The sequence below is a fragment of the Streptomyces antarcticus genome (assembly GCF_026627255.1).
Taxonomy (GTDB): Bacteria; Actinomycetota; Actinomycetes; order Streptomycetales; family Streptomycetaceae; genus Streptomyces; species Streptomyces antarcticus.
Window position 1 is genome coordinate 11744 of sequence record NZ_JAPNLM010000015.1, and the last position, 14337, is coordinate 26080.

Genomic DNA, 14337 nt, shown 5'->3' on the forward strand with positions numbered 1-14337 from the left:
TCAGACCCCTGCCTTGCCGAGGACCGTCGGAGCCGCAGCCTCGGGGTGGAGTTCGAGCTGGTTGCGCCGGTTGGGGATGAGGCCTTCGGGGCGCAGTCGCATGAGGATGATGAGTGCGAATCCGAAGACGAGGAGCTGGTACTCGCCGAGGAACTGGAGCTTGTTGGGGATCAGGAAGAGGAGCGATCCGCCGACGAGCGGTCCGGCGATGGTGCCCATGCCGCCGAGGACGACCGCCGCGAGGAGGAAGGCGGAGTTCGGCGGTACGGCGTTGGCGAACTGGTACTGGTCGGGGGTGACCGTGTACTGGACGTGTGCCTGGACGACGCCGGCGAGGCCGGCGAGGGTGGCGCCGAGGGCGAAGGCGATGAGCTTGACGCGGAAGCCGTTGATGCCCATGGCTTCTGCGGCGGTCTCGTCCTCGCGGATGGCGACCCAGGCCCGGCCGATGCGGGATTCCGCGCTGCGGCGGAACACGAGGACCACGATGAGCGTGATCAGCAGCATCAGCAGGAAGTAGTTCGCGAACCGGCCGATGGTGAAGCCGGCGATGGTGTGTGCCGCCCCGAAGTCGAACCCGAAGAGGTTGATGTTGGGGATGTTGGCGACGCCGTTCGGCCCGTTGGTGATGTCGGGGCCGGAGACGCCGTCGAGGTTGTTCATGGAGATGCGGAAGATCTCTCCGAAGCCGAGCGTCACGATGGCGAGGTAGTCGCCGCGCAGACGCAGGGTCGGGGCGCCGATGAGGACACCGAAGATCATTGAGGCGGCGGCGCCGGCGAGGAGTGCGGCCCAGAAGGGGAGCTGCACGCCGAACGGGGAGTTCGGGGAGCCGGAGACCAGGGCCGCGGTGTAGGCGCCGACTCCGAGGAAGGCGACGTAACCGAGGTCGAGGAGGCCGGTGAGGCCGACGACGATGTTCAGGCCGAGGGCGACGGTGGCGAAGATCAGGATGTTGACCCCGAGGTTCGCGTACTGGTCGTCGGTCTGGGTGAGGGGGAAGGCTGCCGCGGCGGCGAAGGCGCCGACGAGGGCGACGTTGCGGTGGCGGGCGGTGAGGGTGGTGACGCGGCCCATGAGTCCGGCCTTGTTGAGCGCGGCGGCACCGAAGCCCGTGGTGATCAGGAAGCCGATGAAGAGTTCCTGGTACGGGGTGGTGATGCCGTAGGTGAAGACGGTGAGGCCGAGTCCGAGGACGGCGGCGATCAGCAGGATCTCGGCCCAGGAGGGCAGGACGCGGGCGGGGGTGGCGGGACCGGAGGCGAAGGAGGCCTTGACGGTCGTCCACTTGTTGCCGGCTTCGTGCTTGAACTTGTCCCAGCCGGTGTCATCGGGGTCCGGTCCTTCGAGCGAGGGGCGCTCGAAGGGCAGGGCGAAGGCTCCGATGACGGCGAGGAGGCTGACCAGGGCGGCGATGCCGGCGCCGGGTTCGAGGTCGACGATCGCACCGAGCTTCACCACGATGGCGATGACGGTGTACCAGATGACGGCGAACGCGGCGAGGGCGGAGAGCTTGATCGCCGCGTCGGCTCCGGAGGGTGCGAGCCAGCGGAAGCCCTTGACGCCGTAGGAGGCGAGGCCGAAGGCGGTGGTGAGGGCGCCGCCGATGAGGGCGAGCCACTGGAGTCCGCCGGGGTAGCCGTAGACGGTGAGGTCGCCGGGGAAGGCGGAGGTCCAGGTCCAGGCGAGGAAGGCGGAGAGGACGGTGAGTGCGCCGCCGACGGTGGCCAGGGCGCGGGCCGTCTTCTCGGGGAGGGGGATGAAGCCCTTGTCCGGTGCGGGGGTGGTCTTCGCGGTGTCCGCGGTGATGGTCGTCGTCATGGATCTCACACCCTGTCCGCCACGCGCTGGCCCAGCAGGCCCTGCGGCCGGAAGAGGAGCACGAGGATGAGAAGTACGAACGCCCAGGTGTTGCCCCAGGACTGTCCACCGAGCTGTTCGAGGCCGGGGATTTCGGCGACGTAGACGGTGGTCAGGGTCTCGGCGAGGCCGAGGACGAGGCCGCCGACCATGGCGCCGTAGATGTTGCCGATTCCTCCGAGGACGGCGGCGGTGAACGCCTTGAGGCCGAGGAGGAAGCCCATCTTGAAGTTGACCTCGCCGTACTTGAGGCCGTAGGCGACGGCTCCGACGGCGGCGAAGACGGCGCCGAGGGCGAACGCGGTGGTGATGATGCGGTCGGTGTTGACGCCCATCAGCTTCGCGGTGTCGGGGTCCTGCGCGGTGGCCTGCATGCCGCGGCCGGTGCGGGTCTTCTTGACGAAGAAGCCGAGGAAGGCCATCGAGATGGGGGCCGCGATCAGGAGGAAGATGTCACCGGTCTGGATGGTGATGCTTCCGAGGTGGAACGGTCCGCCGGGGATCTCGGGGAAGACGAGCGAGCTCGTCGCGCCCGGGTACCAGGCCCATACCGCCTGCTGGAGGGCGATGGAGAGCCCGATGGCGGTGATGAGCGGTGCGAGGCGCGGAGCGTTGCGCAGCGGGCGGTAGGCGAAGCGTTCCGCGGCGACTGCGATGGTGGTGGCCACGAAGACCGCGCCTATGAGCATCAGGGGCAGCGCGACCCACATGGTCGAGCCCGAGGGGAGCATCATCCAGACCGTGAGGGCACCGAAGCCACCGGTCATGAAGATCTCGCCGTGGGCGAAGTTGATGAGCTGGACAATGCCATAGACCATCGTGTAGCCGATGGCGACGAGCCCGTACATGGATCCCAGTAGCAGGCCGTTGACCAGCTGTTGCGGCAGTTCGTGCACCGCAGGTCCTCCGAGTCTTTCGACGGATGTGACACCGCGCGGGGCGCTGTGGTGTGCGCGCCCCGCGCGGCAGGTGTGGTGGGCGCTGGCGGACGTCGTCCGTCAGCAGGTGGAGGTCAGCCGCCGAAGGTGCCGGACTCGACGGACTTCCAGTCGCCGCCCTCGACCTTGTAGACGGTGAGCTGCTTGTTGGTGGCGTCACCGAACTCGTCGAAGGAGACCTTGCCGGTCACACCCTCGAAGGAGACGCTCTGGACGGCGCCGAGGACCTTGGCGCGGGCGTCGGTGGGCAGCTTGCCGCCGTTGCCGTCGACGACGGCCTTGATGCCCTCGATGATGGCCCAGGCGGAGTCGTACGAGTAGCCGCCGTAGGCAGCGAACGGCTCCTTGAAGCCGGCCTTCTCGTAGTTGGCGACGAACTCCTTGGCGGAGGGCAGGCTCTCGACCGGCGCGCCGACGGAGGTGGAGAGGTCGCCGACGGCGCCCTCACCCGCGAGCTCGACGAACTTCTTGTCGTAGATGCCGTCGCCGCCGACGAGCGGGATGGTGGTGCCCGATGCCTTGATCTGCTTGCTGAGCGGGCCGGCCGCCGGGTACTCGCCGCCGTAGTAGACGACGTCGGCGCCCGAGCTCTTGACCTGGGTCACGATCGCGGAGAAGTCCTTGCTCTCCGGGTCGATGTGGCCCTCGCCCGCGACGGCGCCGCCGAGCTTGGTGAACTCGGCCTTGAAGGTTCCGGCGAGGCCGGCACCGTAGGTCTTCTTGTCATCAATGATGAAGACCTTCTTCTTGCCCGCCTTGTTGAAGAGGTACTGCGCCGCGAACGGGCCCTGGATGGCGTCCGTGGTGGCGGTGCGGAAGTAGCTCTTGTAGGTGCGGACCTTCTCGCCGGTCGCCCACTTCGGACCCTGGGACAGGGACGGGCTGGTGTTGGCCGGGGAGATCTGGACGAGCTTGGCGTCGTCGAAGACCTTCTGCATCGACTCGGAGACCGAGGAGTTCAGCGGGCCGACGACACCGAGGACGTCCTTGTTGGCCGTGAGCTTCGTGGCGTTCTGCTGGCCGGACGAGGCCTGGGCCTGGTCGTCGAGGGCCTCGATCTTGAAGGTGACGCCCTTGACGTACTTCTTCTCGTTGGCCTGGCGGACGGCCAGGTCGACGGAGTTGCGGATGCCGAGGCCGAGGGCCGACAGGTCGCCGGTGAGCGGGGCGTCGACGCCGATGACGACCGTGGTGTCGCCGCCGCCGGCGTCGTTACCACCCTTGTCGTCGCGCGAACCACAGGCGGTGAGAGTGAGGGCACCCGCGGCAAGCGCAGCCGTCACGGCAATGAGCGAACGATGACGCACGATCAGTCCTTTCCAGGCACAGCGTCCCCCGTGGGACGCGCCGAGTCGTATCGCGGGAAACCGAACTGAAGGAAATCCGGTGGTCGCGGTGACTGGCCGTGACTCTAGGCGGCTGATAGGCCGATATGGAGGGCTCAGGCCAATGATGTGACTCTCTTGTTATGCCACGGCGTAATACATAGCGGATCTCTGGGGGTGGAACGGGGGAATTCCGGTCGGTTCGTCTTGTCCGCATGCTGAGATGCGGCAGGACTGTCAGGGGGTGTGAGTCCTGACAGCGCAGGAGCGTTGGGGGTTTTGCTCATGACGCACCGGAGGGCCCCGCATCTCGATCTTCGGGACAAGCCCTGGTCAGAGCGTCGGAGAGATCGCGCGCATAGCGGTCACCCAGGATGTAACCGTGCTCTTCTTTCTGGCGTCGATTGCTCAGAGTTACCTCAAGAAATGGAAGCCCCGAATTCCGTGCTACATGCACGCAATCGACGGCCCGAATCTCCACCACCAGGTCGCGGGCCTCGCCCGCGGCGACGACGAGCGGCGGCCGTGGCCGGGAAGCGACGGCCAGCGCCCGCGACGGCTGGCCGATCCGCTCGACGGTCACCGGCGGCCCGGACGAGGCGGCGACACGGACGGTGAAGGCGAAGGCGCTGCCCGGCTCCGAGGGCTCCACGGGGTGCCCGTACGCGAACGAGACCACCTGGGACGGCGCGGGCGGCTCCGGCGCCGCCACGGGCGCGGGCGGCGAGGGGCGGGAGGCGTAGAGGTACCCGCCCCCGCCGGCCAGCGCGGCCACCACGGCCGCGGCGGCCAGCGCGCGGCGGTGGCGCGGAGCCCGGGCCGCCCACGCCGGGAGCGGCCGGGGCCGGGCCGGCGCACGTTCCGGGCCCGTGGTGCCCTCGCCGGGCTCCACGGGGCCGACGCCGCTCACCGCAGGCCGCCCGCGGCGGTCGGGCGGCTCACTGCCAGGGGCCGTCGGTCGGGGCGCCCGAGCGGTGGCGCTCGGCGCAGCGGGCCCCCGCCTCCCGGGCGGCGAGCGCGCGCCCGGCGGCGGGGCCGCCGGTCCGCTCCTCGGCGCGGGCGGCGGCGGTGACCGCGCGGAGGATCTCGTACTGGGCGCCGGACAGGCCCATGGCCTGGTAGTCGAGCCCGACGGCGTCCCGGCCCTGGCCGGCGTCGAGCAGGACGCCGCTCCAGTGGGTGACCAGGGCGGTGCACAGCTCGGCGGGCGAGGTGGTGTGCGGGGCGGGTGTCCCGGGCGCGGGGGCGGGCGCGCCGGCCGGGGCGTCGGCCGGGCCGCCGGACGGGCCGCCGACCGCGGAGCAGCCCAGGGCGAGCGCGGCGATCAGTGTCGCCGCGCCCGTCGCCCGGGCGCTGCCCGGCATCGGTCCCGTACCCATGCGAGGCACGCTAGACCGGTGGGCCGGGGGTGACAACGGTCAGGCGTTGCCGGGGTGTTGCGGGTTCGCGTCGCGCAGCAGGCAGGTCAGCCGGGCGGTGCAGACGCGGCGGTCCTGGTCGTCGCTGATGACGATCTCGTAGGTGGTGGTGGAACGGCCCCGGTGGACCGGGGTGGCGACGCCGGTGACCAGGCCGGACCGGGCGCCGCGGTGGTGGGTGCAGTTCAGGTCCACGCCCACGGCGATCTTGTTGATGCCGCCGTGCATCATCGCGCCGACGGAGCCGAGGGTCTCGGCCAGCACGGCCGAGGCCCCGCCGTGCAGGAGCCCGTACGGCTGGGTGTTGCCCTCCACCGGCATCGTGGCCACGACGCGTTCGGCCGAGGCCTCCAGGATGCGGATGTCCATCCGCTCGCCGAGGTGGCCCGCCGAGAACAGCGTGGGCAGGTCGATGCCCAGGGCCGCGTACTCGTCGAGGACCTCCTGCGGGAACTTCACGGTGTGCTGCTCGCCCATGGGCCGGCTCCGTCTCTCAACGCTCGTTAACCTGCTTGTCCTGAGGTCGTTCTATCAGGCCGGTTCGAAGCGGATGACGACGGACTTGCTCGCAGGGGTGTTGCTGGTGTCAGCGGTGGAATCGAGGGGGACCAGCACGTTGGTCTCGGGGTAGTAGGCGGCCGCGCAGCCCCGGGCGGTCGGGTAGTGCACGACGCGGAAGCCGGGCGCGCGCCGCTCCACCCCGTCCCTCCACTCGCTGACCAGGTCGGTGTACGCGCCGTCGGCGAGCCCGAGCTCCGCCGCGTCCTCGGGGTTGACCATGACGACGCGGCGGCCGCCGGTGATGCCGCGGTAGCGGTCGTCGAGGCCGTAGATCGTGGTGTTGTACTGGTCGTGGCTGCGCAGGGTCTGCAGGAGCAGCCGTCCGGCCGGGACCCTCGGGTACTCGACGGGAGCGGCGGTGAAGTTCGCCTTGCCCGTCAGGGTCGGGAAGCGGCGCTCGTCGCGCGGGGCGTGCGGCAGCCGGAAGCCGCCGGGGCGGGCGACGCGGGCGTTGAAGTCCTCGAAGCCGGGGACGACGCGGGCGATCCGGTCGCGGATGGCGGAGTAGTCCCGCTCGAACTCCTCCCACGGGGTCTTCGACGCCTCGCCGAGGACCGCGCGGGCCAGGCGCGCCACGATCGCCGGCTCGGAGAGCAGACGGGGGCCCGCGGGGGCGAGGTTGCCGCGCGAGGAGTGGACCATGCCCATGGAGTCCTCGACGGTCACGAACTGCTTGCCCGAGGCCTGGGTGTCCTTGTCGGTGCGGCCGAGGGTGGGCAGGATCAGGGCGCGGCGGCCCGTCACCGCGTGGGAGCGGTTGAGCTTGGTGGAGACGTGCACGGTCAGCGAGGCGCGGCGGACGGCCGCCTCGGTGACCTCGGTGTCGGGGGTCGCGCCGACGAAGTTGCCGCCCATGGCGAAGAAGACCTTGGCCTCACCGTCCCGCAGGGCCTGGATGGAGCGGACCACGTCGAAGCCGTGCGTGCGCGGCGAGGTGATCGCGAACTCGCGGTCGAGGGCGTCGAGGAAGGCGGGCGCGGGGCGCTCGAAGATGCCCATGGTGCGGTCGCCCTGCACGTTGGAGTGGCCGCGGACCGGGCAGACCCCGGCTCCGGGCCGGCCGATGTTCCCGCGCAGCAGCAGCAGGTTGACGACCTCGCGGATCGTGGCGACGGAGTGCTTGTGCTGGGTGAGGCCCATGGCCCAGCAGACGATGGTCCGCTCGGAGGCCAGGACCATGGCCAGGGCGCGCTCGATCTCGGGCCGGGTCAGGCCGGTCGCGGCGAGGGTCGCGTCCCAGTCGGTCTCGCCGGCGGCGGCGGCGAACTCCTGGTATCCGTGGGTGTGTTCGCGGATGAAGGCCTCGTCGGTGGCTCCGCCCGCCTCGATGACCAGCTTGTTGAGGAGCCGGAAGAGGGCCTGGTCGCCGCCGATGCGGATCTGGAGGAACAGGTCGTTCAGCGCTGTGCCCTTGAGCATGCCGAGCGGGGTCTGCGGGTTCTTGAACCGCTCCATCCCGGCCTCGGGCAGCGGGTTCACCGAGATGATCTTCGCGCCGGACGACTTGGCCCGCTCCAGGGCGGACAGCATGCGGGGGTGGTTGGTGCCCGGGTTCTGCCCGGCCACGATGATCAGGTCGGCCTGGTGCAGGTCCTCCAGGGAGACGCTGCCCTTGCCGATGCCGATCGTCTCGTTCAGCGCGGAGCCCGAGGACTCGTGGCACATGTTGGAGCAGTCGGGCAGGTTGTTCGTGCCGTACTCGCGGACGAACAGCTGGAAGAGGAACGCGGCCTCGTTACTGGTGCGGCCCGAGGTGTAGAAGACGGCCTCGTCGGGGGAGGCGAGCCCGCGCAGCTCCTCGGCGATGATCGCGAAGGCGCGCTCCCAGGACACCGCCTCGTACCGGTCGCCGCCCGGCGGCAGGTACACCGGCTCGGTGATCCGCCCCTGCTGCCCCAGCCAGTAGCCCGAGCGCGCGGCCAGGTCGGCGAGGGGGTGCGCGGCGAAGAACTCCGGGGTGACCCGGCGCAGGGTGGCCTCCTCCGCGACGGCCTTGGCGCCGTTCTCGCAGAACTCGGCGGTGTGCCGCTCGTCTCCCTCGGGCCAGGCACAGCCCGGGCAGTCGAAGCCGTTCTTCTGGTTGACCTTGAGGAGGGTGCGCGCGGTACGGACGATGCCCATCTGCCGCTGCGCGACCCTCAGGGTGTGCCCGATCGCGGGCAGCCCCGCGGCGGCGTGCTGGGGAGGCGCGACCTGCGGCGCGTCCTGTACCGGATCACCTGCGGGCGGCTTGGCGGCCATGTCGCTCCCCTTCGAGCAGTTACGCGCGTACACATCCGATCCTGTCACGGTCCGCTGACATCGCCGACGCCGGAATTGTCAGCGGGGGCGCCTAGGATCGGGGGCGTGGCAAAGACAGCAGCGAAGAAGACGGACCAGACGACCGCGGCGGACCGCCCCCGCCTGATGCTCATGGACGGGCACTCCCTGGCGTACCGGGCGTTCTTCGCGCTGCCCGCGGAGAACTTCACGACCGCGACCGGACAGCCGACGAACGCGATCTACGGCTTCGCGTCGATGCTGGCGAACACGCTGCGCGACGAGGCGCCCACGCACTTCGCGGTGGCGTTCGACGTGTCCCGCAAGACGTGGCGCTCGACGGAGTTCCCCGAGTACAAGGCGAACCGCTCCAAGACCCCCGACGAGTTCAAGGGGCAGGTCGAGCTGATCGGCGAGCTCCTCGACACGATGAACGTGCCGCGGTTCGCCGTCGACGGCTTCGAGGCCGACGACGTGATCGCGACGCTGGCCACGCAGGCGGAGGCGCTCGGCTTCGACGTGCTGATCGTCACCGGCGACCGCGACTCCTTCCAGCTGGTGTCCGAGCACACCACCGTGCTCTACCCGACCAAGGGCGTCTCCGAGCTCACCCGGTTCACCCCGGAGAAGGTCGAGGAGAAGTACGGGCTCACCCCCCAGCAGTACCCGGACTTCGCGGCGCTGCGCGGCGACCCGTCCGACAACCTCCCCGGCATCCCCGGCGTGGGTGAGAAGACCGCCGCCAAGTGGATCACCCAGTTCGGGTCGTTCAAGGAACTCGTCGAGCGCGCCGAGGAGGTCAAGGGCAAGGCCGGGCAGAACTTCCGGGACCACCTGGACGCCGTCAAGCTCAACCGCGTCCTGACCGAGATGGTCAAGGACGTGGAGCTGCCCAAGACCCCCGCCGACCTCACCCGCCTCCCGTACGACCGCGCCGGGATGCTCGGCGTGCTCGACGTGCTGGAGATCCGCAACGCCTCGCTGCGCGAGCGGCTGCTCGCCGTGGACCCCGCCGCCGCCGATGAGGAGGCCCCGGCCCCGGCGCCCGCCGTGGAGCTGGACGGCTCCGTCCTGGGCGCGGGCGAGCTCGCCCCCTGGCTGGAGGCCCACGCCGGCGGACCCCTGGGCGTGGCCACCGTCGACAGCTGGAACCTCGGCGCGGGCAAGGTCACCGAGGTCGCGCTCGCCGCGGCAGGCGGAGCGGCCGCCTGGTTCGAGCCGCACACGGTGGACGAGACCGACGAGCGGGCCTTCGCGGCCTGGGCCGCGGACGCGGCGAAGCCGAAGGTCGTGCACAACGCCAAGGCCCTCATGCGGGTCTTCCCCGAACACGGCTGGACCCTCGCCGGGGTCACCATGGACACGGCGCTCGCCGCCTACCTGGTCAAGCCCGGCCGCCGCTCGTTCGCCCTGGACGTCCTGTCCAACGAGTACCTGCACCGCGAACTGGCCCCCGCCGCCGCGGACGGCCAGCTCGCCTTCGGCGCCGACGACACCGCCGAGGCGGACGCGCTCATGGCGCAGGCCCGCGCGGTCCTCGACCTGGGCGACGCCTTCACCGGCAAGCTCGACGAGGTGGGCGCGACCGAGCTGCTCCACGACATGGAACTCCCCACGTCCGAACTGCTCGCCCGGATGGAGCGGGCCGGCATCGCCGCCGACCGCGACCACCTGGACGCCATGGAGCAGCAGTTCGCCGGCGCCGTCCAGCAGGCGGTGAAGGAGGCGCACGGCGCGGTCGGCCACGAGTTCAACCTCGGCTCGCCCAAGCAGCTCCAGGAGGTCTTCTTCGGCGAGCTGGACCTGCCGAAGACCAAGAAGACCAAGACCGGCTACACCACGGACGCCGACGCGCTGGCCTGGCTGGCCACCCAGACCGACCACGAGCTGCCGGTCATCATGCTCCGCCACCGCGAGCAGGCCAAGCTCCGTGTCACCGTCGAGGGCCTGGTCAAGGCCGTCGCCCCCGACGGCCGGGTGCACACCAGCTTCAGCCAGACCGTCGCCGCGACCGGACGCCTGTCCTCCACCGACCCGAACCTGCAGAACGTGCCGGTGCGCACCGACGAGGGCCGCGCCATCCGCCGCGGGTTCGTCGTCGGCGAGGGCTTCGAGTCCCTCATGACCGCCGACTACAGCCAGATCGAGCTGCGCGTCATGGCCCACCTCTCCGAGGACGCGGGCCTGATCGAGGCCTTCGCCACCGGCGAGGACCTCCACACCACCGTCGCCTCCCAGGTCTTCGGAGTGGAGCGGTCCCAGGTCGACGCGGAGATGCGCCGCAAGATCAAGGCGATGTCGTACGGCCTGGCGTACGGGCTGTCCGCCTTCGGCCTGGCCCAGCAGCTGAACATCGAGCCCGCCGAGGCGCGGGGCCTGATGGACACCTTCTTCGAGCGGTTCGGCGGGGTCCGCGAGTACCTCCAGCGGGTCGTCGACGAGGCCCGCGCCACCGGGTACACGGCGACCGTCTTCGGCCGCCGCCGGTACCTGCCCGACCTCAACAGCGACAACCGCCAGCGCCGCGAGGCCGCCGAGCGGATGGCGCTCAACGCCCCGATCCAGGGCACCGCGGCCGACATCGTCAAGGTCGCCATGCTGCGCGTGGACAAGGCGATCACCGAGGCCGGCCTGACGTCGCGGATGCTGCTCCAGGTCCACGACGAAATCGTGCTGGAGATCGCCCCCGGCGAGCGGGAGCGGGTGGAGGAGCTGGTGCGCCGCGAGATGGGCGCCGCCGTCGACCTGCGGGCCGAACTGGACGTGTCGGTGGGCGTCGGGCCCGACTGGGAGTCCGCCGCGCACTGACCGTCTGCGCGCGGACGTACGCGCACGGACGTACGCGCACGGACGTCTACGTGCTGTCGTCCGCGCGCCGGTCATGACGGAGCGCCCGTCCCCGCTACTACGCGGTGGGGACGGGCGTTCGCGCGTCGGTGTCCGGGTTCGCGCCCTGCGCCGTACGGCCGGGGCGGTGCCGCAGCCGGACGAGGACCCCGTACAGCAGCAGGGCCACGGCGAGACCGCCGCCCGCGCCGAAGCAGACCGTCGGGATGATGTCGAGCGGGTGGCCGATCCGGTCGAAGAACGCGAAGAACCGGATCACGCGCACCGTGACCCCGGCCGCCACGCACACCACGACCAGCACGAGCGCGCCGACGGTCTCGGCGCGCGTCAGCACCGGTACGGACGCGGGCGCCGCGGACGCCGGGATCCGGCGCAGCGCGGTCCCCGCGAACCAGAGCAGGGCGCAGGCGGCGAGCGCCGAACTGCCGTACTGGAGGTACGAGTAGAGAGGCAGGCCGAAGGCGACCGGCTCGCCGAGCGCGGGCAGCGCGTTGGTGCCCCAGCGGTCCAGGTGGGTGAAGCTGTCCCACACGACGTGCGTGAGGGAGCCGGCGACCGCCGAGAGGTAGAACCACAGCGCCAGCGCGGGCCGTCGGCGGCCGCGCCACCGCTCGCCCCGCAGGAACGCGTACACCCGGCCACGCTGGCGGCGCGGCACGAGCGCGGCCAGCGGCTCGCGCAGCAGCAGCCAGCACGCCGCGAGGACGGCGGTGAGAAGGGCGTCCGCGGTGAGGACGCCCGTCAGGGTGTGGGTGAAGGTGCCGTACGACATGACGCCGCCGACGACCGCGTCCGCGAAGTAGAAGGTGTCCGGCGCGAACGACCCGAGGACCAGGGCCGAGGCCACCAGCGGGCCGCGCGCCCGGCCGGTCCGGCGGACGGCCGGCAGGACGGCGGCCGCGTGGCTGAGGGTGAACGGCATGGGGCCTCTTCTCGCTGTGCGGGTGCGCCGTGAGCGGCGCGTGGTGCGGGTGGCACGCGGTGCGTGGCGTGCGGTGGGTCGTGCGGCGTGCGCGTTGTGGCGTGCGCGTTGCGGGCGTGCGGCGTGCGGTGTCGAGTGGCGTGCGGTGTCGAGTGGCGCCGGGTACCGCCGGTGCACGCGCCCCTTACTTCGGACCAATGCGTCCGAAGGGTCCGGACAGTATGCGTGCGCCGCGCGGGGACGTGTTGATGTGGTGAAGTTCCGGACCGTGGTGCGTGCCCTGTGCAGCGATCTGACATAAGGTCACGCGGACGTCGAGGGGGAGGGGTCCGGCTCATGTCGGCTCGCATATTCGGACGCAGGCTGCGCAGGGGCGGCGCCGCCGCCCTGGTCTCCGCTCTGGTGATCGCCGCGGTGACTGCCTCCCAGGGGCCCGGCGGAGGCGGCGCGGACCGGATCGCGGTGGCCGGGGAGGACAGCACGCGGCCCGTACCGGAGACGCGCTCCGGCGGAGACTCCTCCTACTTCACCGAACTGCCCCCGCTGGTCAGCCCCGAGCCGCTGCCCGTCGCGGCGCCGGCGGACGCCGCACCGACGGCCGCGCCGGCCCCGGCCGGGCAGCCCGCCGCCGCGACCGGGCCGGACGCGGAGCCGGTGGCCACGGGCGCGGGGGAGGGCACGCAGGGGATACCGGCGAGCGTGCTCGCCGCGTACCGGAACGCGGAGCGCGCGGTGGGGCAGAACAACCCCGGGTGCGGGCTGCGCTGGCAGCTCCTCGCGGCGATCGGCAAGGTCGAGTCGGGGCAGGCGCGCGGAGGCCGGGTGGACGCGGCCGGAACCACGCTGCGGCCGATCCTGGGGCCGGTGCTCGACGGCAACGGCTTCGCGAACATCTCCGACACGGACGGCGGAGCGTACGACGGCGACGCCCGGTACGACCGGGCGGTCGGCCCGATGCAGTTCATCCCCTCCACGTGGGCGGCCTGGGGCCAGGACGCCAACGGCGACGGCCGGCGCAACCCGAACAACGTGCACGACGCGGCCCTCGCGGCCGGCCGCTACCTGTGCGAGGGCACGCGGGACCTGCGGGTGGCGGCGGACCTGGACCGGGCCGTGCTCTCGTACAACCGGTCCACGGAGTACCTCCGGACGGTGCGGTCCTGGTTCGCGTACTACCTGAAGGGCACGCACGAGGTACCGGACGGCGAAGGCGCCGGTACGGGTACGGGCGCCGGTACGGGTACGGGCGCCGCGGTGGCGCCGACCGCACGGCCGAAGCCGGGCCCGGACCCCACCCCGTCCCCCCGGCCCACCCCGAAGCCGACGCCGACTCCGAGCCAGCCCCCCGAGCCGACGCCGTCTCCCACGCCCACCCCGGTGCCGACGCCGACGCCGGTGCCGACCCCGGTCCCGACCCCCACCCCGGTCCCGACGCCGAGCCCGGTGCCGACGCCGAGCCCGGTGCCGACGCCGAGCCCGGTGCCGACGCCGAGCCCGGTGCCGACGCCGAGCCCGGTCCCGACGCCGAGCCCGGTGCCGACGCCGACTCCCACCCCCGAGCCGACGCCCTCCCCGACGGCCACCCCGTCCCCGAAGCCGGCCGCGCCGCCGTCGCCGTCCCCGACGCAGAAGCCCACCGCGTCCCTGAAGCCCGGCCCGGCCGCCTCCCCGTCGGCGTCCCCGTCCGCCACGCGCCCGGCCGCGCCGACCCCGACCCCGACCCCGTAGCCGTAGCCGTAGCCGGGGCACGTCACGTCACCTCGCCCGGCCCGCCGCCGCCCGGTGCCCTGACGGCACCGGGCGGCGCCGTCTGCCCGGTGGCCGGCCCCTTCGCCGGAGGCGGCGCGGCACCCCGGCGCGGCACCCGGCGCCGCACCCGGCGGCCCGGCGTCCGGCCAGCGCGCTCCGGCGGGGCCGTCCGGGACCCCCGCCCTCCCCGCCCCCGGGTTCGGCCGCGCAGGTCAGGGACGTTTCCGGGATCCGCGGCGCAGACGGTTCTCATCTCGGCCCCGCATTGCTACGGTGCCTCCGCCCTGACGCCCTATCAGATTCCGGAGGCCCGGCATGCGTCCGTTCGTCGCCGCCGCCAGCGGGCTCGTCCTCGCGGTGCTCCTCGTCCTCGCCATCACGGCGTTCGGGGCGCCCGAAGGCACGACCTCCCCCAAGCCCCTGCTCACCACCGCGCCCCCCGCGCCCGGAAAGTAGAG

General features: G+C 72.0%; 12 protein-coding genes. 4 read left to right on the forward strand and 8 right to left on the reverse strand.

Annotation, left to right across the window (positions count from 1 at the left end; translation table 11 throughout):
• The 4 genes from OTB16_RS22265 to OTB16_RS22280 all read right to left on the reverse strand — a co-directional run bounded on the left by OTB16_RS22265 (position 1) and on the right by OTB16_RS22280 (position 4706).
• Positions 1 to 1821: a branched-chain amino acid ABC transporter permease gene (locus OTB16_RS22265; protein ID WP_383909887.1), complete on the reverse strand. Its 1821-nt coding sequence runs from the start codon at positions 1819 to 1821 to the stop codon at positions 1 to 3.
• Positions 1822 to 1826: 5 nt separating this feature from the next.
• Complete coding sequence (locus OTB16_RS22270; protein WP_267722258.1) at positions 1827 to 2756, reverse strand: branched-chain amino acid ABC transporter permease; 930 nt, start codon at positions 2754 to 2756, stop codon at positions 1827 to 1829.
• Positions 2757 to 2872: 116 nt separating this feature from the next.
• The gene (locus OTB16_RS22275) at positions 2873 to 4105 is read right to left on the reverse strand and encodes a branched-chain amino acid ABC transporter substrate-binding protein (RefSeq protein WP_267722260.1); all 1233 of its coding nucleotides are present in this window, start codon (positions 4103 to 4105) and stop codon (positions 2873 to 2875) included.
• Positions 4106 to 4406: 301 nt separating this feature from the next.
• Positions 4407 to 4706, reverse strand: coding sequence for a hypothetical protein (locus OTB16_RS22280; RefSeq protein WP_267722261.1), 300 nt, complete (start codon positions 4704 to 4706; stop codon positions 4407 to 4409).
• A gap of 31 nt (positions 4707 to 4737) precedes the next feature.
• Between OTB16_RS22280 and OTB16_RS22285 the strand changes: the two genes are divergently transcribed.
• Positions 4738 to 4866 carry a hypothetical protein gene (locus OTB16_RS22285; RefSeq protein WP_267722263.1) on the forward strand — a complete coding sequence of 43 codons (129 nt, stop codon included), beginning with the start codon at positions 4738 to 4740 and terminating at the stop codon, positions 4864 to 4866.
• Between the two features lie 195 nt (positions 4867 to 5061).
• On the opposite strand, the gene OTB16_RS22290 is transcribed toward OTB16_RS22285, so the two are convergent.
• From OTB16_RS22290 to OTB16_RS22300, 3 genes are read right to left on the reverse strand one after another with little or no spacing between them, the layout of a single operon-like run.
• On the reverse strand, positions 5062 to 5502 hold the full coding sequence (locus OTB16_RS22290; protein WP_267722265.1) for a hypothetical protein: 441 nt from the start codon (positions 5500 to 5502) through the stop codon (positions 5062 to 5064).
• 39 nt (positions 5503 to 5541) lie between these two features.
• The gene (locus OTB16_RS22295) at positions 5542 to 6018 is read right to left on the reverse strand and encodes a PaaI family thioesterase (RefSeq protein ID WP_267722266.1); all 477 of its coding nucleotides are present in this window, start codon (positions 6016 to 6018) and stop codon (positions 5542 to 5544) included.
• Positions 6019 to 6072: 54 nt separating this feature from the next.
• Positions 6073 to 8343 carry an FdhF/YdeP family oxidoreductase gene (locus OTB16_RS22300; protein ID WP_267722267.1) on the reverse strand — a complete coding sequence of 757 codons (2271 nt, stop codon included), beginning with the start codon at positions 8341 to 8343 and terminating at the stop codon, positions 6073 to 6075.
• Between the two features lie 105 nt (positions 8344 to 8448).
• Here OTB16_RS22300 and polA point away from each other — a divergent pair, with 105 nt between their 5' ends.
• Complete coding sequence (polA, locus tag OTB16_RS22305) at positions 8449 to 11169, forward strand: DNA polymerase I (protein ID WP_267722268.1); 2721 nt, start codon at positions 8449 to 8451, stop codon at positions 11167 to 11169.
• 97 nt (positions 11170 to 11266) lie between these two features.
• On the opposite strand, the gene OTB16_RS22310 is transcribed toward polA, so the two are convergent.
• Positions 11267 to 12130, reverse strand: coding sequence for a DUF4184 family protein (locus OTB16_RS22310; protein ID WP_267722269.1), 864 nt, complete (start codon positions 12128 to 12130; stop codon positions 11267 to 11269).
• 336 nt (positions 12131 to 12466) lie between these two features.
• On the opposite strand from OTB16_RS22310, the gene OTB16_RS22315 reads away from it, so the two are divergent.
• The gene (locus tag OTB16_RS22315; RefSeq protein WP_267722270.1) at positions 12467 to 13858 is read left to right on the forward strand and encodes a lytic transglycosylase domain-containing protein; all 1392 of its coding nucleotides are present in this window, start codon (positions 12467 to 12469) and stop codon (positions 13856 to 13858) included.
• Between the two features lie 336 nt (positions 13859 to 14194).
• The gene (locus tag OTB16_RS22320) at positions 14195 to 14335 is read left to right on the forward strand and encodes an SPW_0924 family protein (protein ID WP_267722271.1); all 141 of its coding nucleotides are present in this window, start codon (positions 14195 to 14197) and stop codon (positions 14333 to 14335) included.
• The last annotated feature ends 2 nt before the right edge of the window (positions 14336 to 14337 follow it).